Source organism: uncultured Microbacterium sp., assembly GCF_937927635.1.
Classification (GTDB): Bacteria; Actinomycetota; Actinomycetes; order Actinomycetales; family Microbacteriaceae; genus Microbacterium.
Genome location: NZ_CALBRW010000002.1, coordinates 1 through 19,976, shown reverse-complemented (window position 1 = coordinate 19,976; position 19,976 = coordinate 1). Strand labels below are relative to the sequence as shown.

General features: G+C 69.0%; 21 protein-coding genes and 3 tRNA genes. 9 read left to right on the top strand and 15 right to left on the bottom strand.

Annotated elements, in window-relative coordinates:
• The first annotated feature begins 5 nt into the window (after positions 1-5).
• Genes Q0568_RS00245 through Q0568_RS00235 form a run of 3 tightly spaced genes read left to right on the top strand, consistent with a single transcriptional unit; the run spans position 6 to position 2,090 of the window.
• Entirely contained in the window at positions 6-482 is a 477-nt protein-coding gene (locus tag Q0568_RS00245) for a ribose-5-phosphate isomerase (protein ID WP_298860360.1), read from the top strand.
• A complete protein-coding gene (locus Q0568_RS00240) occupies positions 475-1,275 on the top strand; it encodes a triose-phosphate isomerase family protein (protein ID WP_298860358.1) in 801 nt (266 codons plus the stop codon). The genes Q0568_RS00245 and Q0568_RS00240 overlap by 8 nt, the downstream gene beginning before the upstream one ends.
• Positions 1,272-2,090, top strand: a complete 819-nt coding sequence (locus tag Q0568_RS00235) for a DeoR/GlpR family DNA-binding transcription regulator (protein WP_298860355.1) — start codon at positions 1,272-1,274, stop codon at positions 2,088-2,090. The genes Q0568_RS00240 and Q0568_RS00235 overlap by 4 nt, the downstream gene beginning before the upstream one ends.
• Positions 2,091-2,214: 124 nt before the next feature.
• On the opposite strand, the gene Q0568_RS00230 is transcribed toward Q0568_RS00235, so the two are convergent.
• Entirely contained in the window at positions 2,215-3,711 is a 1,497-nt protein-coding gene (locus Q0568_RS00230) for an L-serine ammonia-lyase, iron-sulfur-dependent, subunit alpha (RefSeq protein WP_298860352.1), read from the bottom strand.
• A gap of 52 nt (positions 3,712-3,763) precedes the next feature.
• Between Q0568_RS00230 and Q0568_RS00225 the strand changes: the two genes are divergently transcribed.
• A complete protein-coding gene (locus Q0568_RS00225) occupies positions 3,764-4,693 on the top strand; it encodes a LysR family transcriptional regulator (protein ID WP_298860349.1) in 930 nt (309 codons plus the stop codon).
• A gap of 95 nt (positions 4,694-4,788) precedes the next feature.
• On the opposite strand, the gene Q0568_RS00220 is transcribed toward Q0568_RS00225, so the two are convergent.
• The 3 genes from Q0568_RS00220 to Q0568_RS00210 form a co-directional block, all read right to left on the bottom strand.
• Positions 4,789-4,861, bottom strand: a tRNA-Arg gene (locus tag Q0568_RS00220).
• A 70-nt stretch (positions 4,862-4,931) separates the two neighbouring features.
• Entirely contained in the window at positions 4,932-5,567 is a 636-nt protein-coding gene (locus Q0568_RS00215) for an asparagine synthase (protein ID WP_298860346.1), read from the bottom strand.
• A 52-nt stretch (positions 5,568-5,619) separates the two neighbouring features.
• Entirely contained in the window at positions 5,620-6,279 is a 660-nt protein-coding gene (locus Q0568_RS00210; protein WP_298860343.1) for a GntR family transcriptional regulator, read from the bottom strand.
• 68 nt (positions 6,280-6,347) lie between these two features.
• Here Q0568_RS00210 and Q0568_RS00205 point away from each other — a divergent pair, with 68 nt between their 5' ends.
• On the top strand, positions 6,348-7,148 hold the full coding sequence (locus tag Q0568_RS00205; protein ID WP_298860340.1) for an alpha/beta hydrolase fold domain-containing protein: 801 nt from the start codon (positions 6,348-6,350) through the stop codon (positions 7,146-7,148).
• A gap of 21 nt (positions 7,149-7,169) precedes the next feature.
• On the opposite strand, the gene Q0568_RS00200 is transcribed toward Q0568_RS00205, so the two are convergent.
• The 4 genes from Q0568_RS00200 to Q0568_RS00185 form a co-directional block, all read right to left on the bottom strand.
• Complete coding sequence (locus Q0568_RS00200; RefSeq protein WP_298860335.1) at positions 7,170-7,811, bottom strand: NAD(P)-binding domain-containing protein; 642 nt, start codon at positions 7,809-7,811, stop codon at positions 7,170-7,172.
• 60 nt (positions 7,812-7,871) lie between these two features.
• Positions 7,872-8,006: a methionine/alanine import family NSS transporter small subunit gene (locus tag Q0568_RS00195; protein ID WP_298860333.1), complete on the bottom strand. Its 135-nt coding sequence runs from the start codon at positions 8,004-8,006 to the stop codon at positions 7,872-7,874.
• On the bottom strand, positions 8,003-9,640 hold the full coding sequence (locus tag Q0568_RS00190; RefSeq protein ID WP_298860330.1) for a sodium-dependent transporter: 1,638 nt from the start codon (positions 9,638-9,640) through the stop codon (positions 8,003-8,005). Before Q0568_RS00190 ends, Q0568_RS00195 begins: the two co-directional genes overlap by 4 nt.
• A gap of 76 nt (positions 9,641-9,716) precedes the next feature.
• Entirely contained in the window at positions 9,717-10,394 is a 678-nt protein-coding gene (locus Q0568_RS00185; protein ID WP_298860327.1) for a GntR family transcriptional regulator, read from the bottom strand.
• Positions 10,395-10,572: 178 nt separating this feature from the next.
• On the opposite strand from Q0568_RS00185, the gene Q0568_RS00180 reads away from it, so the two are divergent.
• Positions 10,573-11,970: an Nramp family divalent metal transporter gene (locus Q0568_RS00180; protein ID WP_298860323.1), complete on the top strand. Its 1,398-nt coding sequence runs from the start codon at positions 10,573-10,575 to the stop codon at positions 11,968-11,970.
• Positions 11,971-12,013: 43 nt separating this feature from the next.
• Complete coding sequence (locus tag Q0568_RS00175) at positions 12,014-13,054, top strand: L-idonate 5-dehydrogenase (RefSeq protein ID WP_298860319.1); 1,041 nt, start codon at positions 12,014-12,016, stop codon at positions 13,052-13,054.
• Between the two features lie 40 nt (positions 13,055-13,094).
• Here Q0568_RS00175 and Q0568_RS00170 read toward each other — a convergent pair whose 3' ends face one another.
• Together Q0568_RS00170 and Q0568_RS00165 are read right to left on the bottom strand one after the other, a co-directional pair.
• Complete coding sequence (locus tag Q0568_RS00170) at positions 13,095-14,219, bottom strand: Gfo/Idh/MocA family oxidoreductase (RefSeq protein WP_298860315.1); 1,125 nt, start codon at positions 14,217-14,219, stop codon at positions 13,095-13,097.
• On the bottom strand, positions 14,216-15,040 hold the full coding sequence (locus Q0568_RS00165; protein WP_298860312.1) for a sugar phosphate isomerase/epimerase: 825 nt from the start codon (positions 15,038-15,040) through the stop codon (positions 14,216-14,218). Before Q0568_RS00165 ends, Q0568_RS00170 begins: the two co-directional genes overlap by 4 nt.
• Before the next feature lie 108 nt (positions 15,041-15,148).
• Between Q0568_RS00165 and Q0568_RS00160 the strand changes: the two genes are divergently transcribed.
• Together Q0568_RS00160 and Q0568_RS00155 are read left to right on the top strand one after the other, a co-directional pair.
• Positions 15,149-15,754, top strand: coding sequence for a TetR/AcrR family transcriptional regulator (locus Q0568_RS00160; protein WP_298860309.1), 606 nt, complete (start codon positions 15,149-15,151; stop codon positions 15,752-15,754).
• A 171-nt stretch (positions 15,755-15,925) separates the two neighbouring features.
• Positions 15,926-16,834 carry an EamA family transporter gene (locus Q0568_RS00155; RefSeq protein WP_298860306.1) on the top strand — a complete coding sequence of 303 codons (909 nt, stop codon included), beginning with the start codon at positions 15,926-15,928 and terminating at the stop codon, positions 16,832-16,834.
• A gap of 29 nt (positions 16,835-16,863) precedes the next feature.
• Here the strand turns inward: Q0568_RS00155 and Q0568_RS00150 are convergent, their stop codons facing one another.
• The 5 genes from Q0568_RS00150 to Q0568_RS00130 form a co-directional block, all read right to left on the bottom strand.
• Positions 16,864-17,850, bottom strand: a complete 987-nt coding sequence (locus Q0568_RS00150) for an aldo/keto reductase (RefSeq protein WP_298860303.1) — start codon at positions 17,848-17,850, stop codon at positions 16,864-16,866.
• Positions 17,851-17,933: 83 nt separating this feature from the next.
• Positions 17,934-18,161: a DUF1653 domain-containing protein gene (locus Q0568_RS00145; RefSeq protein WP_298860301.1), complete on the bottom strand. Its 228-nt coding sequence runs from the start codon at positions 18,159-18,161 to the stop codon at positions 17,934-17,936.
• A 278-nt stretch (positions 18,162-18,439) separates the two neighbouring features.
• Positions 18,440-18,531: transfer RNA gene (locus tag Q0568_RS00140), tRNA-Ser, on the bottom strand.
• A 73-nt stretch (positions 18,532-18,604) separates the two neighbouring features.
• Complete coding sequence (locus Q0568_RS00135; RefSeq protein WP_298860298.1) at positions 18,605-19,864, bottom strand: LCP family protein; 1,260 nt, start codon at positions 19,862-19,864, stop codon at positions 18,605-18,607.
• 23 nt (positions 19,865-19,887) lie between these two features.
• A tRNA-Ser gene (locus Q0568_RS00130) sits at positions 19,888-19,972 on the bottom strand.
• Between the last annotated feature and the right edge of the window lie 4 nt (positions 19,973-19,976).

The following is a 19,976-nucleotide window of genomic DNA, read 5'->3' as shown; positions in this document are numbered from 1 at the left end:
AGAGCATGGCCGATCAGCAGTGGCGGATCGTCATCGGCTGCGATGACGCCGGATACCAGTACAAGGAGGCCCTGAAGAAGGACCTCGAGGCCGACCCTCGCGTGAGCGTCGTGACCGACGTGGGAGTGGATGCCGACGGGCACACGCCGTACCCCCGGGTGGGGATCGCCGCCGCCGAGCTCGTGCGTGACGGCAAGGCCGACCGCGCCCTGCTCATCTGCGGCACCGGCATGGGCGTCGCGATGGCGGCGAACAAGGTCAGCGGCATCCGCGCATCCGTCGCCCACGACTCGTTCTCGGTGGAGCGACTCGTGCTCTCCAACAATGCTCAGGTGCTGACGTTCGGCCAGCGCGTGATCGGGCTGGAACTCGCTCGGCGGCTGGCTCGCGAATGGCTCGGCTACCGGTTCGACCCCGCCTCGGCCTCGGCGGCGAAGGTCGCGATCTTCGACCAGTACGAGTCCACGGGCAGCTGTGGATGACGCAGCCCAGGCTGCCCCTGACTCCCCTGTGATCCTCGGCGTCAGCCTGAAGCTCTACATGAGCGTCGAGCAGACGACCCGGTGGGCGCGCGAGGTCGCAGACTCGACCCGGTCGGTGCCTGCTGTACGTGATGGCGCTGTGCAGCTGTTCGTGCTGCCCTCACTGCCCGCGGTGCCCGCCACCGCCGAGATCCTCAGGGGAACTCCGATCCGCTGGGGCGCACAGGATCTGGATGCCGTGGACCGCGGTGCGCGCACCGGCGCCATCAGCGGCAGCGATCTCGCCGAGATCGGCTGCACGCTGGTGGAGGTGGGGCACGCCGAGCGACGGCAGCTGTACGGCGAGACCGACGAGCTGGTCGCGGCCAAGCTGCAGGCCGCCCTGCGCAACCGGCTCGTGCCCGTGCTGTGCATCGGCGAGGAGCTGCAGGGGCCGACCGAGGACGCCGTGGCCGCGTGCACGCGGCAGCTGGAGGTCTCTCTCGCGCTGACCGACGCAGCAGCCTGCACTGGCGAGATCATCATCGCCTACGAACCGGTCTGGGCGATCGGTCGCCCCGACCCCGCCCCGGCTGCGCACGTCTCGGTCGTCACCGCCACCCTGCGCGAGTGGCTGACTGCACGCGCGCCGCGCGCCACCGTGAGAGTCATCTACGGGGGCAGCGCGCAGCCCGGCGTGCTGCGCGCGCTCGGCAGCAGCGTGGACGGGCTGTTCCTGGGCCGATTCGCTCATGATCCGGCTTCGCTGCTGAATATGATCGAGGAAGCAGCGGGGGGAATGGAACGCCGATGACAGATTCAGAGCAGGTCGGCGCGCGCCAGAACCGACAGGCCGCGCGCCAGCAGGCCATGGCCGAAAGGGTCATGGCCGAGGGCTCTGTGCGCATCGAGGCCCTTGCGGAGGGCTTCGGCATCAGCGTGATGACGGTGCACCGCGACCTGGACGAGCTGGAGACCCGTGGGCTGCTGCGCAAGAGCCGTGGAGTCGCCACGGCCGTCGCCTCGTCACTGGTCGAGTCCAGCGACGTGTACCGCGCGAACCGGGAGGGGCGCGAGAAGGAGGCCATCGCGCTGGCTGCGCTGGAGCTGATCGAGCCGGGCCAGTCGATCATGCTCGACGACTCCACCACGGCCATGCACCTGGTGCCGCATCTTGCCGTCAAGCGCCCGCTGACCGTGATCACGAACACCCTGACGATCATGCGCCAGCTCAACGATGTGAACGGAATCACGCTGATCGGCATCGGAGGCCAGTACTACAACTGGTGCAGCTCGTTCATGGGCCGCCAGGCGACGACGATGATCGCGAGCATGCGCGCCGATGTGTGCCTGCTGTCGACCGCGGCCATCACCGACGACATCGCGTTCCATCAGAATCTGGAGACCATCGACGTCAAGCGCGCGATGTTCGATTCCTCCGCACGACGCGTGCTGATGGCCGACCACACCAAGTTCAGCCGCCGCGCGATGCACACCCTGCTGCCGTTGACCGCGTTCGACGATGTGCTGGTCGATGCCGCGTTGCCCGCCGCCGAGGTGCGCGGACTGCGCGAGCGCGGAGTGAACGTGATCTCGGCGACCCGTCGGCGCCCGACCGAGCGGGCCTGAGGGCGCTACCCGGTCTGTTCGCGAGGCCCGCGCATGATGCGCGACGCCTCCCTGTCGAGTCGTGTCGGCAGTGGGGTGATCTCGGCACGCAGGTCGGCCGTGCCTCCGGCCTACGGGGCCGGATTCAGCACTCGATGACGTTGACCGCGAGGCCGCCCTCGCTGGTCTCCTTGTACTTCGTCGACATGTCCAGGCCCGTCTGACGCATGGTCTCCACCACAGCATCCAGCGACACGAAGTGCTCGCCGTTGCCGCGCAGCGCGAGGCGCGCGGCGGTCACGGCCGTGGATGCCGCGACGGCGTTGCGCTCGATGCACGGGATCTGCACGAGCCCGCCGATCGGGTCGCAGGTCAGGCCCAGGTGGTGCTCCATCGCGATCTCGGCGGCGTTCTCGATCTGCCGGGTCGTGCCGCCCATCACGGCGGTCAGGCCGCCGGCAGCCATCGCGCACGCCGAGCCGACCTCGGCCTGGCATCCGCCCTCGGCTCCGGAGATCGACGCGTTGGCCTTGAACAGCGACCCCAGCGCGGTGGCGGTCAGCAGGAACCGTCGGATGCCGCGGCGCCGGTTGGCCTCGGCGATGACGTCGGGATCGTCGATGGCGCCGACCGCGACCAGCGAGGCCTCGGCGCCGAACCCCAGCAGCGCGCTGCCGACGAGCTCGCCGTAGGGGGTGACGGCGTTGCCGACGCCGAGACCCGAGTCGGCCAGGAACCGCCACCAGTACATGGCCACGGCCGGCAGGATGCCCGCGGCACCGTTCGTGGGAGCGGTGACGACGCGGCCGCCGGCGGCGTTCTCCTCGTTGACGGCCAGCGCGAACGCGCCCAGCCATTCGCCCGGGACCTGCGCGTGTCCGTCGGACTCCACGGACTCGAGCTGCTCGCGGATGTCGGAGGCGCGGCGCTTGACCTTGAGGATGCCGGGAAGGATGCCGCCGGTGTTCAGGCCCGCCTCGACGCAGGCGCGCATGGCGTCCCAGATGGCGTCCAGTCCGGCGGCCACCTCCTCCTCGCTGCGGATCGCGGTCTCGTTCAGTCGCGCGATCTCGGCGATGGTCAGCCCGTTCTCGTCGCACAGCTCCATGAGCTCCGCCGCATTGTCGTACGGGTACGGCTGCTCGGCGACGGTGAGCTTGGCCTCCTCGCCGTCGCGGCGGATGAAGCCGCCGCCGATCGAGTAGTAGATCTGCTCGAGCACGGGCTCGCCCGCGGCATCCAGGGCGCGCAGGGTCATCGCGTTCGGATGCCCCGGCAGGCGAGTACGCGGCGTGAAGACGACGTCGTCCTTGGCGAAGTCGATCGGATGCCGGCCTGCCAGGTTCAGCTGCTTCCCCTCGGGCCAGCGCTGCCACGCCTCGCGCACGTCGTCGGGATCGCAGGTCTCGGGGCGCAGCCCCTGCAGGCCGGAGACCACGGCATCCGGCGTGCCGTGCCCGAGGCCGGTGGCGCCCAGCGAGCCGAACAGCTCGCAGGTCACGCGCGTCACGCGATCCAGCAGGCCCTCCGCATCGAGCCGGGCTGCGAAGTCGACTCCGGCTCGCATCGGGCCGACGGTATGGGAGCTCGAGGGCCCCACTCCGATGGAGAACAGATCGAAGGCCGAGACGTACGCAGTCACCCCTCCAGCCTACGTCGTCGCAGATACCCGCAGGCGGCGCTAGCGTGAGGCCATGAACCTGGATCAGCTGCGCGGCTTCGTGGAAGTGGCACGTCTGGGTCACTTCACCCGGGCCGCCGAGGCGCTTCATCTGACGCAGCCGTCGCTGAGCCGCCAGATCGCAGCACTCGAGGGCGAACTGGGTGCCGCTCTGCTGCACCGCGCGCGCGGACACATCTCGCTCACGCCCGCCGGCGACACCCTGCTGCCGCGGGCCCAGCGCATTCTCGCCGAGGCCGACGCCATCCGCGAGGACATGGACGAGCTGGCGGGCCTGCGCCGTGGGCGGGTACGACTGGGAGCGCCGCCCACACTGTGCGTGAGCCTGGTCGCCGAAGCCATCAGCGCGTTCCACGCCGCGCATCCGGGTGTCGACCTGCATCTGGCCGAGGCCGGATCACGCACTCTCGCGGATCAGCTCGCGGTGGGTCAGCTCGACATCGCACTGATCACGGCATCCGATGCCCGTCCCCTGCCAGGCGCGACGCTGAGCAGGATGCCGCTGCTGGCGGAGGAGCTGGTGGTGGTCACCTCCGCCGCGCAGCCGCTGATCGACGAGGGCGCCTCGATCGGCATGGCCGAGCTGGCAGCCCTGCCGTTGATCGCGCTGGATCGCAGTTACGACCTGCGGGCGACGACGGATGCCGCATTCCGGTCTGCGGGACTCACTCCGGTGCCCGTGCTGGAGGGTCCGGAGATGGATGCGGTGCTGCGCTTCGTGGAGCAGGGGCTGGGCGTCGCCGTCGTGCCGGCGATGGCGCTCACCGACCGGCCGCTGCTGCGCTCGGCGCGCCTGTCGGCGAAGCCGACCAGGACAGTCATCCTCGCACGCCGCTCGGATGTCACGCCCGGCGTGGCCGTGTCGGCCATGCGCGAAGTGCTCATCGACACGGCGGCGGAGTTCGCCGAGCGCGACCCGGCGCTGCACAGCCTGCACAGCTGAGACCGGTCAGAACCGCCACCGCCACGGCGGCGAACCGCTTGAAACAGAAGAAGACCCCTCCGAGGAGGGGCCTTCAGCACTGTCTCAACACAGTGTGCGCCTGGAGGGACTCGAACCCCCAACCTTCTGATCCGTAGTCAGATGCTCTATCCATTGAGCTACAGGCGCATGTCCCGCTCAGCGGGCCAGGGAACAGCCTACAGCACCGCCAGGCACGACGCGAAATCGGGCCGAGCCCTCACGCATCTCCCGCGTGTCGCGCCTCGCGACGGGTGCTCCGCTCGGATCTGGCGGCCTGCTTCTCGGCCGCTTTCTCGGCAGCCTTCTCCCGTTTGCGGCGCGCGCGTCGCTCGGAGGAGAGCGCCTGCAGGTCGACGAGTTTCAGGGCCTGCATCCGCGCTTCGCGCATGCGGTCGTAATCCGGATCCTGATCGGGGCGCATGCCCTCGACCCGCAGTCGGCGGTCGAGGTTGCCGCGCACGTCGCCCCACGCCGCGACCCGAGCCTCCTCCACGAGCGCGCGCAGCGAGTCGGGCTCATCGGTCATCCTGCGCAGCCGGTCGGCGACGCCGGTGGACTGCTTGGCGCGGCGGCGCAGGTTGCGCACGTCGCGATCGCGATAGTCGTGCGTGCCGTGCGGGTCGGAGTGGCGCCCCTTGGCGCGCTTGCGCAGCTTGTCCAGCCGGTCCGCCTCTTCGTCGGACTCCTTGGCCATGTGCTTCAGTTCTCTGCGGGCGACGTCCATGTAATGGTCGATCTCGAACGTGCCGCCGCGCGCGATCGTGCCGACCAGGATCTGGTTCTTCACGGCCAGCCGTGCCGCCGCCGTGGCGATCGCGACACCCTCGCCGATGGCATCCGTCGTGCGTCCCACGAGCACCTCCCGAACCGAGCGTACCGGCAGCCGCCGACGTTCGGCAGTGAAGTCAGCGGGCATCGCCCTGGCGAGCCCGCAGCCGCTCCTCGGCCGCTGCCCGACCCGCGGCCAGATGCGCGGGAATCATGTTCGAGATGGCGCCGATGTCTCTCCTTCGCATGGCCGTGAGGATGTCCCGATGCGCCACGGCCATCTCCGCCAGCGCGTCGTGCTGCCCGAACAGCCAGCGCAACCGCGTGACGAGCGAGGCCGCCAGTTCGGAGAGCATGGCATTGTGCGCCAGCTCCACCGCGGTGATGTGGAACATGGCGGATGCCGTGCGCGAGGCGCCCGCATCGCCGGAGGCCGCCGCGGCATCCTCCTCGTCGATGATCGCCTCCAGGCGCGCGAAGCCCGCCTCATCTGCGCGCTGGGTCGCCAGCACGAACGCGAGGGTCTCCATGGCCGATCTGACCTCGGCGAAGTCCTGCAGATCCTGCACGGAGAACTCCCGCACCACGGCCCAGCTGCGCGGCGTCGAGACCACGATGCCCTCGGCGACGAGTGCCCTGATCGCCTCCCGCACCGGGAGACGGGAGACATGCAGCTCAGCCGCGATGTCGCGTTCGATCAGCCGTGAGCCGGGCTGGCGCCTGCCCAGCATGATGTCCTCGCGCAGCGCATCGGCGACGCGCGAGGATTCCAGGCCGGTCTCCCTCTCCAGCACCATGTCTGGATTCAACCACCAGCCATCGACATCGGCCAGTTCTCCGCATGAACCGGTGCCATCCTTGAACCATGTCCCGCACCGAGCTCGACGGTCTCGTCCGCCTCTATCCCGCGTCCGACGGCTCGCTGCGGGGGACCACGCTGCTCTGGGCGCACGGCGGCGGCTTCGTGCATGGCGGCCTGGACATGCCGGAGGCGGATGCCGTGTCCCGGGCCGTCGCTGCGCACGGCGCGGCCGTCGTGTCCGTGGACTACGCGTTGGTGGGCGAAGACGGTTCGCGGACGTTCCCCGCGGGTTCCGACGACGTCCTCACAGCCTGGTCGTGGCTCGTCGACGGGGCCGACAGCGCCGAGCGTCTCTTCATCGGCGGCGCCAGCGCTGGCGCGAACATCGTCGCCGGCGCAGTGCTGCGGATGCTCGGTCACGCGCCTGCCACGGCATCCGTTCCCATCCCGACCGGAGTGATCCTCGCGTATCCGACGCTGCTGGCGGCGCAACCGGCACCGCCGGCCGGACTGCGAGCCGCCCTGGATGCCAATCCAGCGGCCGACGTGTTCGGCCCGTCAGCAGTGCGGGCGATGTACGAGACGTACCTCGGCGGGCACGCGGACGACGCGCCCCTGGCCGCTGTGCCAGGGCTGGCGACGCCATCCGACGTCGCGGGATTCCCCGCGACGATCATCGTCAACAGCGAGGTGGACGAGTTGCGGGTCTCGGGTGAGGCGTTCGCCGCGACGCTGACGGATGCCGGCATCGCCACGGACGTGTCGCTGGAGCCGGACACGACGCACGGGCACCTCAATCGCCCGGAGGAACCCGCGTTCGGGCGGACCATCGCACGTGTGACGGAGTGGATGGCGCGGCATTGAATCCCGCGCCATCCGACCGGCTCAGGGCAGACGGTTGGCGATCGCCAGGTTGGCCTTCAGCTCGTCGGCGTTCTGCCGCACGACGTAGGCCGGACGATCGCGCTCGACGCGCCACGACTCGCTGAGCGGTCCGATGTTGACGGTGTCGAACCCGAGCTCGTCGTAGAACCGGGTGATGAACTCCACGGCGTCCGCGTGGTCACTCGCCGTCGCCAGCGCGCGGCGGTTCGGGGTGCCCGCAGGGGCGACATCGGTGGTGATGTCGGCGGACGGGATGTGGTTGAACGCCTTCACGACCTTCGAGCTGGGCAGGTGCTGCTGCAGCAGTTGCGAGGTGGTGGTCTCGCCCTTGTCGAGCGCGTCGATGTGGCCATCGCGCTCGTAGTAGTAGTTGTTGGTGTCCAGCACGATCTTGCCTGCCAGGGGCTCGACGGGGATCTGCTCGAGTGCACGCAGCGGCACGGTCACCACGACCACATCGCCGGCGGCACCGGCATCCGCCGCGGTCGCGGCCCTGGCATGGTCGCCCAGCTCGGCTACGAGATCCGCAAGGGTCTCTGGCCCGCGCGAGTTCGCGATCACCACGTCGTAGCCTGCCTTGACGGCCGCGCGTGCGACCTGGCTGCCGATGTGCCCTGCACCGATGATTCCGAGAGTTGTCATGCTCGTGACAACAGGAGCGGGGCCCGAGTATTCCGCTGTGACGTCTCGACGACGCGCGGCCTACAGCTCGGCGGGCGGCTCCGGCTCGGCCTCGGCGACCTCGGGATGCCGGGCGAGGTTGATAACGCCGGCGACGAGTCCGCCCCAGACCGTGACCATGGCGATGATCATCATGACGACGGCGAGGGGGGTCATGACCGGACTCCCTTCATCGTTGCATCCGCTCTGCCTGCGGCATCCGGGATCCGGACCGCACCGGTCTCGGCGTCCGGCGCGTAGGCCTCCTCGACGAGGAAGTCGTCATACTCCGGGTCGTCCTTGGCGCGCGAGCGCCGGCTCCACGGCAGCAGCGACAGCAGGATCGCCAGCACGACCAGGGAGATGACCATCCCCCAGCCGAAGATCGACAGGAACCAGCCCGGATAACCACCGTAGGGTGCGTCGATCTTGGCGATGATCTCGCTGACGAACAGGTAGCCCAGCACCACCGGTGCGAGGGCGCCGACCAGCAGCATCCAGAACCAGCCGACGGTGAAGCTGGAGCGGCGGTTGAGATGGTCGCGCAGCACGGGCAGCCTGTGCAGGATCCAGGCCACCAGGATCACCGCGACCAGGGCGACGGCCATGATGCCGAAGGCGTTGATGAACGCGTCGGTGGTGTCCAGCACGGCGAGCGCCGTGGTGGTGGAGAACATCGCGATGGAGATCAGCGCGACGGGGATCGACACGACCAGCGTGGTGCGGACACGGCCCCAGCCCAGCTTGTCCTGCAGAGCCGCGACCACGACCTCCAGCACGGAGATCAGCGAGGTGATGCCGGCGAACACCAGGGCGCCGAAGAACAGCACGCCGATGATCGAGCCGCCGGTGGCCTGGGAGACGATGGTCGGGAAGGCGACGAAGGCCAGGCCGATGCCCGCTGTGGCGGTGTGCGCGACATCCGTGCCCTGCGCCTGCGCCATGAACCCGAGGGCGGCGAACACGCCGATGCCGGCGAGGATCTCGAAGCCGGAGTTGGCGAACGCCACGACCAGGCCGGAGCCGGTCAGGTCGGTCTTGCGCTTGAGGTACGAGGAGTAGGTGACCATGATGCCGAACGCCACCGACAGTGAGAAGAAGATGTGCCCGTACGCCGAGGCCCACACACCCGGGTCGGCCAGCGCCTTCCAGTTCGGCGTGAAGAAGGCGTTCAGGCCGTCCACCGCACCGGGAAGGAACAGCGACTGCACGACGAGGGCGGCGAACATCACCGTCAGCAGCGGCATGAGCACGACGTTGGCGCGGCCGATGCCGCGCTTGACGCCCAGGGCCATGATGATGACCACGACCACCCACACGGCTATCAGCGGATAGCCCACCTGCGGCACGAACGTCGTCGAGATGCCGTGCTTGACGTCCCCCATCTGCAGGAAGTCGGTGAAGAAGAAGTCGTTCTCATTGCCCGCGCCCCACGAGATCTGCGCGGAGAACCAGGTGTACATGGCCGCCCACGCGATGATCACCGCGTAGTACGTGGCGATCACCACGCAGATCAGCACCTGCCACCATCCCAACGGCTCGGCGGCGCGGTGCATGCGGCGGAACGCCAGCGGCGAGGAGCCGCGGAAGCGATGGCCGATCGCGTAGTCGAAGAACAGCAGGGGGATGCCTGCGGTCAGCAGCGCGCACAGGTACGGGATGAGGAACGCGCCGCCGCCGCCCTCGTATGCCACGTACGGAAACCGCCAGATGTTGCCCAGCCCCACCGCCGATCCGATCGCGGAGAGGATGAAGACGTTCCGGGAGCCGAAAGCCTCGCGTCTGGTGGACTGCGTTGTCGCGGATGGCATGAGTCGAGGGTATCGGAGCGGTGCGGCCGGGGCGAGGGAGTTGAGCGAGGCTTGAGGCGGGTCAGCCCAAGCGGCGTCAGCTGATCCCGGGGACGGTGAACACGTCGGGCATCCGCTTCTGCACGCGCTCGATGTCGCGGAAGACCGCACGCACGTGCGCCTGCAGGAGCGCGATCGCTCTGTCGAGATCGCCGTCGATGACGGCATCCAGGATCGCGCCGTGCTCGGCGATGTACGGGGCCGGCGTGACCTCCTCCAGCCCCAGGCGCCGCGCGCGGTCGAGGTGCGCACGCTCCGAGGCGATGGCCTGCCAGGCGCTCTCGTGTCCTGAGAGTGCCAGCAGCCCCCGATGGAAGTCCTCGTCGAGCGCGACGAAGGCCGGTACGTCGGTCGCCACGCCCTGCTGACGCTCGACATTGCGCCTGAGCCTGTCGACGAGTTGAGGGTCGAGCGGATGCTCCACCTGTCGCAGCCCCGTGGTCTCGACGGCCTCCCGGATGAACTGCGCGTCCGCGACGCGGTGCGGGTCGACCCGGGAGACGAAGGTGCCCACCTGGGGGATCACCTCGACGAACCCCTCCTGGCGGAGCATGATGAGGCATTCCCTGATCGGAGTGCGGCTGACGCCGAGGTCATCGGCGAGCTGATTCTCACTCAGCGCCGACCCGGGGACGAGTTGGAGCGAGATGATGCGCTGGCGCAGCTCGGCGTGCAGCGCGGCTCTGCTCTCGGGCCGGGGTCGAGGTGTGCGCACGGGTTCCAATCTAGCCCCGGCGGACGGCACTGCCCGCACGACGGCATCCACGGGCGATCACCGCTTGTGTACTTGTATACAAGCTTGCTACACTCCATCGAACACCTCGCGCAGCGGATCAGAGATGATGATGTGAACGCGAGGCTCTCCGACCCCGACCGCCGAGAGAGGCGACGACATGTCATCGATGACAGCAGCACCCACGCAACCGCGCGACCCGTACATCCTCGATGTCGCAGACATCCAGGAGCCGCCACGCGGCTGGAGGAGCAGCCTGCGCTACTTCGGCCCCGGCTTCCTCACCAGCGCCGCGGTCGTCGGCTCCGGGGAGCTGATCACCGCCACTGCCCTCGGCGCACAGGCGGGCTTCGTGCTGCTGTGGATCGTCCTGGTCTCGACGCTCGTCAAGGTCGCCATCCAGGTGGAGATCGCACGCTGGTCGATCTCGACCGGCCGCGCCTCGATGGAGGGCTACAACGACGTCCCGCCGAAGCTGTTCGGCCGAGGCTGGATCTCGTACATCGGCCTGTTGATGTTCCTGCAGATCGTCATCGGGCAGGGTGGCGTGATCGGCGGCGCCGCGCTCGCGATGAGCATGCTGGTGCCCGTCGGCGGCGACCCGTTCTCGCCCGTGTCCGTCGGCATCTGGCTCGCCATCCTCGTCGCGATCGCGATCGCGATCCAGATCACGAACAAGTACTCGCTGATCGAAGGCGTCGCCACCGTCATGGTCGCGATCGTGACCCTCCTGGTCATCATCATGGTCTTCGGCGTGCAGTTCACGCCGTTCGCGTGGTCGGCCGCCGACCTCGGCGAGGGACTGCTGTTCCAGATCCCGCTCGGAACGATGGGCATCGCGCTGGCGATGTTCGGCATGACCGGCGTCGGCGCAGGCGAGATCACCGCTTACTCGTACTGGTGCGTCGAGAAGGGCTACGCCCGCTTCACCGGACCCAACGACGGCTCCGAGGCCTGGGTCAAGCGCGCACGCGGCTGGATGTCGGTGATGAAGAAGGACGCGATGATCTCGTGGATCATCTACACCATCTCCACCGTCGCGTTCTACGTGCTCGGCGCCGCTGTGCTCAACCCGCAGAACCTGGTGCCCTCCGGCACCGACATGTTCGACGTGCTCGCCCGGATCTTCACCGACACGCTCGGCGAGTGGACGCGGTGGATCTTCCTGATCGGCGTCGCGCTGACCCTGTTCAAGACCGCCATGGCGAACATCCCCGGCTTCGCCCGCCAGGTCGCGAACACCCTCGCCATCTTCGGTGCGTTCGACTGGCGTGACGTCGACCGCCGCAACCGGTGGCTGAAGGCCCTCGTCGTGATCCTGCCGATCACCTGGGCGATCTTCTACCTGTTCATCCAGTCGCCGTTCCTGATGATCGTGATCGCCGGCATCGGCAACGCGATCTTCCTGATGGCGATCGTCGTGGCTACGTGGTACCTGCGCGCCAAGCAGATCGACAAGCGCGTCGCCGACGGCAAGTGGTTCACCGTGTGGCTCGCACTGTCCTCGATCGCGGTGTTCGCGGTGGGCGTGCTGTCGCTCATCGACCAGCTGTCCTGATCGCGCACTCCCCCGACTGCGCCACTCCCATGAGAGGAACCCCATGAAGACCGTCATGATCCACGCCGCGAACGATCTCCGCGTCACGGAGGTCGAGTCACCCGTCGTCGGCGACGACGACGTGCTGATCGCGATGGCGTACGGCGGCATCTGCGGCAGCGACCTCTCGTACTGGAAGCACGGGGCGTCCGGCACGGCCGTGCTGCGCGATCCGCTCATCCTGGGTCACGAGGTCTCCGGCACGGTCGCGGCGATCGGTGCGAACATCGCCGCCGAGGCCGCGGCATCCGGCCTCGAGGTCGGCTCGCCGGTCACCGTGCACCCGGCAACGCGCGTGGGCGAGCCCGCCGCGTGGCCGGGTGCGGCGGAGCGTCCGAACCTGTGGCCCGTCGTGCGCTATTTCGGCTCGGCCGCGGTCACCCCGCACGAGCAGGGCGGGTTCTCGACGCTGCGCCGGGTGAGGCTCGACCAGGTGCGGATGCTGCCGTCCGGCGTCTCACTGCGCATCGGTGCAGTCGTCGAACCGCTGTCGGTGGCCCTGCACGCGGTCACCCGCGCCGGCGAGGTGCGGGGCCGCACGGTGCTCGTGAACGGATGCGGCCCGATCGGCTCCCTTGCGATCGCAGCTCTCAAGCACACCGGCGCCGCACGCGTCATCGGGGCTGATGTGTCGACGCACGCCCTGTCCGTGGCGACGGCGATGGGTGCGGACGAGGTCGTGAACGTCGGCCTCGGCGAACGGCTCCCCTCGAACGTCGACGTCAGCATCGAAGCATCCGGTGCAGCGGCCGCCCTCGGCGGCGTGATCGATGCGACCCGCCCCGGAGGCGTGATCGTGCAGGCGGGCAACCTGCGGGCGGGCACGATCGAGGCGAGCATCGCCGGGATCGTGACCAAGGAGATCGACTACCGCGGCAGCTACCGCTTCGCCGACGAGATGGACACCGCGATCCGAATGCTGGCCGAGGGCCTCGACGTCTCCGCCGTGATCACCCACGAGTTCGCGATCGACGACGCCGAGGAGGCTTTCCGGATGGCGACGACACCCGAGGCCGCGAAGGTGCTGCTGCGACTCGACGGGTGAGCCGGGTCACCGATCCCGCAGGCGGCATGACTCGTGGATGTCAGCGCGTCGCCGCGAACGGGTCGAACCCGTCCGCCAGCAGCGGCACGGGCGCCACGGTGCTCTCGATCTCAAGGTACTGACCAGTCGCCGCGGACTCCTGCGCCGAGAGCATGACGTCGAGCACGTGGTAGCCGAGCTCACCGCTGGCGACGTGCGGGCGGTCCTCGGCGATGGCGCGGGCCATGTCCAGCACGCCCAGGCCGCGTCCGGTCACGGTGCCCTGCGAGGGGATCTCGATCCACTCCTGCTCGAACGACATCCCGTCACGCAGCACGCCGAGCGGCTTGACGTAGGCGATGCGCCCGTCGAACTGGTTCGGGTCTGGCAGCACGATCGAGCCTTCGGTGCCGTGGATCTCCACGATGCCGTGCCGCTCGAGCGCCGAGTCGAAGCTCAGCAGGTGCGTGCCGTGCTGGCCGGCTTCGAAGCTCGTCAGCACCTGCACCGTGGACGGCACTTCGACGGGGAAGGTCTCGCCAGCGCGCGGGCCGGTGCGGATCTCGCGCTCAGTCCGCGAGCGCGAGCCACGCGCGGAGACCCCGGCGATCGGGCCGAGCAGGCTCACCAGCGCGGAGAAGTAGTACGGGCCCATGTCGAGCAGCGGTCCGGCACCCTCAGCGAACAGGAAGGCGGGTTCGGGATGCCACATGTCGGGCCCCTGCGTCTGGAACGCGGTGTTCACGAACAGCGGCCGGCCGATCACGCCGTCGAGGATCGCGCGCTTCGCGGTCTGGAAGCCCGGTCCGAGGATGGTGTCCGGGGCGGAGCCGATGCGCACATCCGCGGCATCCGCCGCCCGGAGCATCTCCGCGACGCCCTCGCGCTCCAGCCCCAACGGCTTCTCCGACCAGACGTGCTTGCCCGCGGCGACGGCACGCGACGAGATCTCGACGTGGGCGCGGGGGATGGTCAGGTTGACGACGAGCTCCACGTCGGCGTTCGCGAGCACGTCATCCGCCGTCCCCCACGATGCGACCCCGTACTTCTCAGCCTGCGCCTCGGCGCGTTCGGGCAGCAGGTCTCCTACGGCGACCACCTTCACGTCTGGGAACGAGGTGAGGTTCTGCAGATAGGTGTCGCTGATGACGCCCATCCCGATGATGCCGACTCCCAGCGCGCTCATGCGACGAAACCGCCGTCCTTCAGGAAGGCGAGGCTGGCCGCGACGTCGTCGAAGACGTCACCGGGGGCGCGGTCGTACTCGACGACGGCGTAGCGGATGCTGTCGCCGGCGCGCAGCGCGTCGGCCAGCAGCACCTCGCCGGTGCCGGCGTGGCGCTGGTCGAGTGAGTCGGAGCCGAACTCCGGAGCGCCGGGAGCCCAGGGGTTGGATACCGGGACGCGGCCGTCCTTGACATGCACGGCCGTCAGGCGATCGCCCAGTGCCGTCACCATCGCGGGCACGTCCTGCCCGCCGGTCTGCGCCCAGAACAGGTCGAGCTCCAGCTGCACCCGAGGGTCGACGAGCTGCACGAAGCGGTCATACGCGCTCTGCCCGTCGAACGACGCCACGAACTCCTGCGCGTGGTTGTGGTAGCCGACCGACAGGCCGAAGGTCGCTGCTCGCTCGGCAGCGCGGTTCAGGCGCTCGGCGATGTCGGCGACGCCGTCCTCGGTGAGCCAGCGCTCCGGGGCCACGAACGGCTCGAAGACCGTCGACATGCCGATCTCGGCGGCGGCTGCGAACACGACATCCGGCTCGGGAGTGGGGATGACGCCGTCCGGCGTCCACAGTTCGTCGGAGAGCAGCGGGGCGTGCCCGGTCGGGGACGCCAGGCCGCTGGCATCCAGAGCAGCGCGGATCTGCGCAGGACGGGAGACGAAGTCGAACGCCTCGACGTTGGCGAATCCGATGGCGGCGAGGCGGTCGAGCGAGCCGCGCATGTCGGCCGAGAACTCCTTCGCGAGCGAGTAGAGCTGCACAGAGGCGATGGGCTGGGGCATGAGGTTCCTTCGTACGTCTTCGTCGGGGCACCGTTGCGGTGTGCGTCGAGAATAGCACCAAACCTCCATGTGGAGGTTTTATTTTCTGGAACGGGTAGCATCGGAGTCGTGGCACGCGACCAGGAGCCGGTTATCGGGCGGGAGGGCTCCCTCCCCAAGGGCGTCGCGCGACGCCTGGAGATCCTCGACAGGGCAATCGAGGTGTTCCGCCAGCGCGGCGCAGACGGCACGTCGCTGCGCAGGATCGCCGAGGCGATCGGCGTCTCGCACGCTGCGCTGCTGCACTACTTCGACTCCCGCGAGCAGCTGCTGGTCGCCGTGTACGCGCACGCCGAGGCGCAGCGGGCCGCAGCCGAGGGACCCACCACGCATTCCGGCATCGACGGGATGATCGCCGCCGCCATGGCCAACGTCGACGTCCCCGGTCTCGTGCAGCTCTACACGACGCTGGTCGCCGCCTCGCTGGAGAGACGCAGCGAGGTGGGCAAGGAATTCTTCTCCGAGCGCTTCGAGCGCATCCGCACCAGGCTCACCGCCGAGCTGAAGGCCGAGCAGGATGCCGGAACCGTGCGCGATGACGTGCCGGCCGAGCACCTTGCGGCCCTCATCATCGCCGCATCGGATGGCCTGCAGATCCAGTGGCTGCTGGAGCCGTCCGTGGGACTGGAAGCTCCGCTGCGCTCGCTGGCGACAATGCTCGAACCCCGTCGATGAGCGGGTCACACCTGGGGCTGGCGATCTGCCCGGGAGCACAACGCCCATGGACACCGCGCCGGACCGGGGGCATGCTGGTGCGGTGAGCGCATTCCAGCCGACCCAGCCCGATCTCGACATCGCCTGGTTCACCGACCCCGCCGGCAACGTGCTGTCCGTGGTCAGGCAAGGGTGAGCCGCCGCTCCACCGGCATCCTCGCCGTCGTCGTCACCTCCGTGCTGTGGGGCACCACGGGCACCGCCGCGACGTTCGCGCCTTCGGCGAGTCCGCTGGCGATCGGATCGGCGGCGCTGGGGATCGGCGGTCTGCTGCAGTTCGCCGTCGCCTGGCGGTCGGTGGCGGCGAATCGGATGCCGTTGGCCCGCCACCGCGGCATGATCGTCGCCGCGGGCCTGGCCGTGACCGTGTACCCGTTGGCGTTCTACGCGTCGATGCACCTGGCAGGTGTTGCGATCGGGTCGGTGGTGTCGCTGGCATCCGCTCCGCTGTTCTCCGGCGCGCTCGAGGCCGTGATCGACAGGCGCCGACCGGACGCACGGTGGATCCTCTCGGTCGTGCTGGCCGTCGGCGGCGGTGCCGCCCTCATCCTGTCCCGGACAGCCGGCGGCGGCGAAGGCGTCATCCCGGGCGTGGCGCTCGGGCTGGTCGCCGGCGCGACGTACGCCCTGTACTCGTGGGGCGCGCACCGGCTGATGGATGCCGGAACCCCGCGCTCCGCGGCGATGGGAGCCGTCTTCGGGCTCGGCGGGCTGCTGCTGATGCCCGTGCTGGTGCTCACCGGCGCTCCGCTGATCGCCTCCGCCCAGTCGTTCGCCGTCGCGGCCTACATGGCTCTGGTGCCGATGTTCCTGGGGTATCTGCTGTTCGGCTTCGGGCTCGCCCGCATCCCCGCCAGCACGGCCACCACCGTCACGCTGCTGGAGCCTGCGGTGGCGACCCTGCTGGCCGTGGTCGTCGTCGGCGAGCGCCTCACCGCGGTCGGGTGGCTGGGGATGGCCGCGATCGCGGCATCGCTCCTGGTGCTGAGCCTGCCCGCGCGCGAAGGAGAGCCGGGAGACCGCTCGGCGCCCATGCCGTGAAGGGCCACGCGGTCGCGCGATTCAAAAACTCACCACCGCGAGTGGATGGCCTCGCGGAAGCGGCGGTCGTAGATCTCATGCACGGATGCCGTGAACTCCTCCCCCAGCTCCGGGATGGATCCCGCGGCGGCGTTCGACTCCGCCTGCGACACGTTGCGGGCGCCGGGGATCACCGCCGAGACGCCGGGAATCTGCGAGACCCACGCCAGGGCTGCTGCGGCCGGCGCGAGACCGTGTCGCTCGGCGAGTGCGGAGAACTCCCGCGCAGCCTCCACGCCGTCGTCGTAATCGACGCCCGAGAACGTCTCGCCCTGGTCGAAAGCCTCCCCGTGCCGGTTGAAGCTGCGGTGGTCGTTCGCGGCGAACACCGTGTCGTGCGTGTAGCGGCCCGAGAGCAGTCCACTCGCGAGCGGCACCCGGGCGATGATCCCGACTCCGGCTTCGCGCGCGGCCGGGAGCACGCGGTCGAGAGGCTTCAGACGGAAGGCGTTGAGGATGATCTGCACGGTCGCGACTCCCGGTCGCGCGATGGCGGTGAGTGCCTCGTCGACCCGCTCGACGCTCACGCCGTAGTTCGCGATCGCCCCGTCGTCGACGAGCGTGTCCAGTGCGTCGAACACGGCGTCATCGGAGTACACCGCGGTGGGCGGGCAGTGCAGCTGCACGAGATCCAGCGTCTCGACGCCCAGGTTGCGCCGACTGCGGTCGGTCCACGCGCGGAAGTTCTCCAGGACGTAGTTCCCCGGGACCTGGTCCACGCGACGCCCCATCTTGGTGGCGACGGTGAGGTCGGCATCTGGGTGGTCGCGACGCCACGCGCCGATCAGCGACTCGCTGCGCCCATCGCCGTAGACGTCGGCGGTGTCGAAGAAGGTGACCCCGGATGCTGCGCTCGCGTCGAGCACGGCCCGCGCGTCGGCCTCGCTCACCTCACCCCAGTCAGCGCCCAGCTGCCAGGTTCCCAGTCCGATGAGAGAGACGTCACGGCCGGTGCGGCCAAGGATGCGATGCTGCATGCCACCAGCCTAGATGCCGCACTGGCGGCCGCCGGCGCCTGCCCGCGGGCGCATGCTGACGCCACGCGGCGGGTCGCGGCGTGCTACGCGATCCGCACGAATCGCGGGCCGCTGTAGCCGTCGCGTTCGACCTGCTCCGTGAACATGTCCAGCGGGCGCGCCCAGTGGCTGTAGTCGTCGTAGAGCTTGCGGTAGAGGACCAGGGGCTCCTCTGTCTCGCTGTGCCGGCCGACCGCGATGACCTCGTACCGGGCGCCCTTGAAGTGCTGGTAGATCCCCGGTGCCACCTGCTGCGTCTCGTTCTCGGCCATGCTTCATCCTCCCACACGCCACAGATCTGAGTGCCACCCGCCACAGCAAAAGATCCCGCGACCGGACTTCGTCCGATCTCGGGATTTTTGGCGGAGACGGAGGGATTTGAGTCCCTCGCGGCCACTCCGCACCCCGCCTCGTCATCGACGTCGGCTCGCCTTGAGCGAGAAGGGCGGCGCGCGGAGCCTCCGGCCGCGTGGGGCCCTGTTGCCCAAAACGACCGCCCGCCACAGCAAAAAGTATGAGCCCCGAGACTGCGTCCCGGGGCTCATACTTTTGGCGGAGACGGAGGGATTTGAACCCTCGGTCCCCTTGCGAGGACTCCACCTTAGCAGGGTGGTGCACTAGGCCTGACTATGCGACGTCTCCATGTGCCCGACCGGAATCGAGCACGTCATGCAATCATAACTGGTCGCGCGGAGTGCGGCGAACCGGGCGAGCCTCAGCGCCGCACGTTGCCGTTTGAGCAGGTCACCTGCGCGGCCGAGGTCCCCTTGATCGCACTGGGAAGCTCAACGACATCGCTCGGCGCGCCCGTCGGCGTTCCGGTGGGGCTCGCCGTCGGGGTCCCCGGACCGGGATCCTTCACGACCACGCCGTCATTGCCGGTGTTCTCGTGAGTGATCTGCAGCTGCTTGTTGGCCGTGATCGCATCCCAGAGGATGGTGGCATTGCGCTTGTCGGGGACGACGCGATTCGGGTCGGCCGGGTCCTCGATCGTGGGGTACTGCACGAACACGAAGTCGTCGAACGGCACGTCCTTGATGGCCAGCGCGATCTGCGCGATCGTGATGGGGTTGGCCAGCGAGGTGGACGCCTCGAGGTTGTTCAGTCCGGTGTCGGCGAGCTTCAGCATGGTGCCGGCATTGCCCAGCACTTCGCTGCTGACCATCTTGCGCACCAGGCTCGACATGTACTGCTGCTGGTTGCCGATGCGCCCCAGATCACTGCCGTCTCCGACACCATGCCTGGTGCGCAGGAACTGCAGCGCCTGCAGGCCCTCGATCGTGTGATCGCCGGCGGCCATGTCCAGCCCGGTGAAGCGATCCTTGATGGGATTCGCGAGGCACACGTCCACGCCGCCGATGGCATCCGTGATCTCGATCACGCCGCCGAAGGTGACCTTCGCGGCGAACTCGATATCGTCACCGCCGACGAGACTCGAGACGGTCTTGACCACGCAGTTGAGCCCGCCCTTCTCACCGCCGTGCTCGTATGCGACGTTGAGCTGCTGCTTGCTCATGGCCGAGTAGGTTCGGTTGTTCGCATCCGTGCAGGCAGGGATCGGGATCATCAGGTCGCGGGGGAAGCTCACCACTGTGACGCGACGCGGTGCCGACGAGACGTGCACGAGCAGATTGACGTCGTTGAGCGTGCCGTTGGCGTCCGCGCCCGTGCATCGCTTGCCGAACAGGTCAGCGTACTTCGGTTCGCAGGTGTCCACGCCCGTCAGCAGAAGATCGAAGCCGCCCTTGTACGCGGCGATGTCCGGTGGAAGCTCCTTCTGATTGTCCAGCTGCACCGCGTTGGCACTGACGGTGCTCAGCAGCCCGCCGACCACGAACGTCCCCACGCCGATGCCGCTGACCAGCAGCACGGCGAGCGCGATGCCGGTGAGCTTCAGCAGCTGCCCGACGGCGCTCGGCGAGTGCAGCTGACCATGACGGGCGACAGGGGTGCGTCGCCTGGGGGAGGTGCTCACACGGTGCCTTTCACGAACAGAAGCGGAGGGTGTGGGATTCGAACCCACGAGACATCACTGCCCACTGGTTTTCAAGACCAGCTCCATCGGCCGCTCGGACAACCCTCCCGAT

Coding starts and splice junctions, on each gene's coding strand:
- Q0568_RS00145 (WP_298860301.1), bottom strand. CDS start 18,161: ATGGCCGAGAACGAGACGCAGCAGGTGGCACCGGGGATCTACCAGCAC.
- Q0568_RS00175 (WP_298860319.1), top strand. CDS start 12,014: ATGAAGACCGTCATGATCCACGCCGCGAACGATCTCCGCGTCACGGAG.
- Q0568_RS00170 (WP_298860315.1), bottom strand. CDS start 14,219: ATGAGCGCGCTGGGAGTCGGCATCATCGGGATGGGCGTCATCAGCGAC.
- Q0568_RS00235 (WP_298860355.1), top strand. CDS start 1,272: ATGACAGATTCAGAGCAGGTCGGCGCGCGCCAGAACCGACAGGCCGCG.
- Q0568_RS00225 (WP_298860349.1), top strand. CDS start 3,764: ATGAACCTGGATCAGCTGCGCGGCTTCGTGGAAGTGGCACGTCTGGGT.
- Q0568_RS00150 (WP_298860303.1), bottom strand. CDS start 17,850: ATGCAGCATCGCATCCTTGGCCGCACCGGCCGTGACGTCTCTCTCATC.
- Q0568_RS00180 (WP_298860323.1), top strand. CDS start 10,573: ATGTCATCGATGACAGCAGCACCCACGCAACCGCGCGACCCGTACATC.
- Q0568_RS00200 (WP_298860335.1), bottom strand. CDS start 7,811: ATGACAACTCTCGGAATCATCGGTGCAGGGCACATCGGCAGCCAGGTC.
- Q0568_RS00190 (WP_298860330.1), bottom strand. CDS start 9,640: ATGCCATCCGCGACAACGCAGTCCACCAGACGCGAGGCTTTCGGCTCC.
- Q0568_RS00210 (WP_298860343.1), bottom strand. CDS start 6,279: ATGGTGCTGGAGAGGGAGACCGGCCTGGAATCCTCGCGCGTCGCCGAT.
- Q0568_RS00165 (WP_298860312.1), bottom strand. CDS start 15,040: ATGCCCCAGCCCATCGCCTCTGTGCAGCTCTACTCGCTCGCGAAGGAG.
- Q0568_RS00195 (WP_298860333.1), bottom strand. CDS start 8,006: ATGACCCCCCTCGCCGTCGTCATGATGATCATCGCCATGGTCACGGTC.
- Q0568_RS00205 (WP_298860340.1), top strand. CDS start 6,348: ATGTCCCGCACCGAGCTCGACGGTCTCGTCCGCCTCTATCCCGCGTCC.
- Q0568_RS00245 (WP_298860360.1), top strand. CDS start 6: ATGGCCGATCAGCAGTGGCGGATCGTCATCGGCTGCGATGACGCCGGA.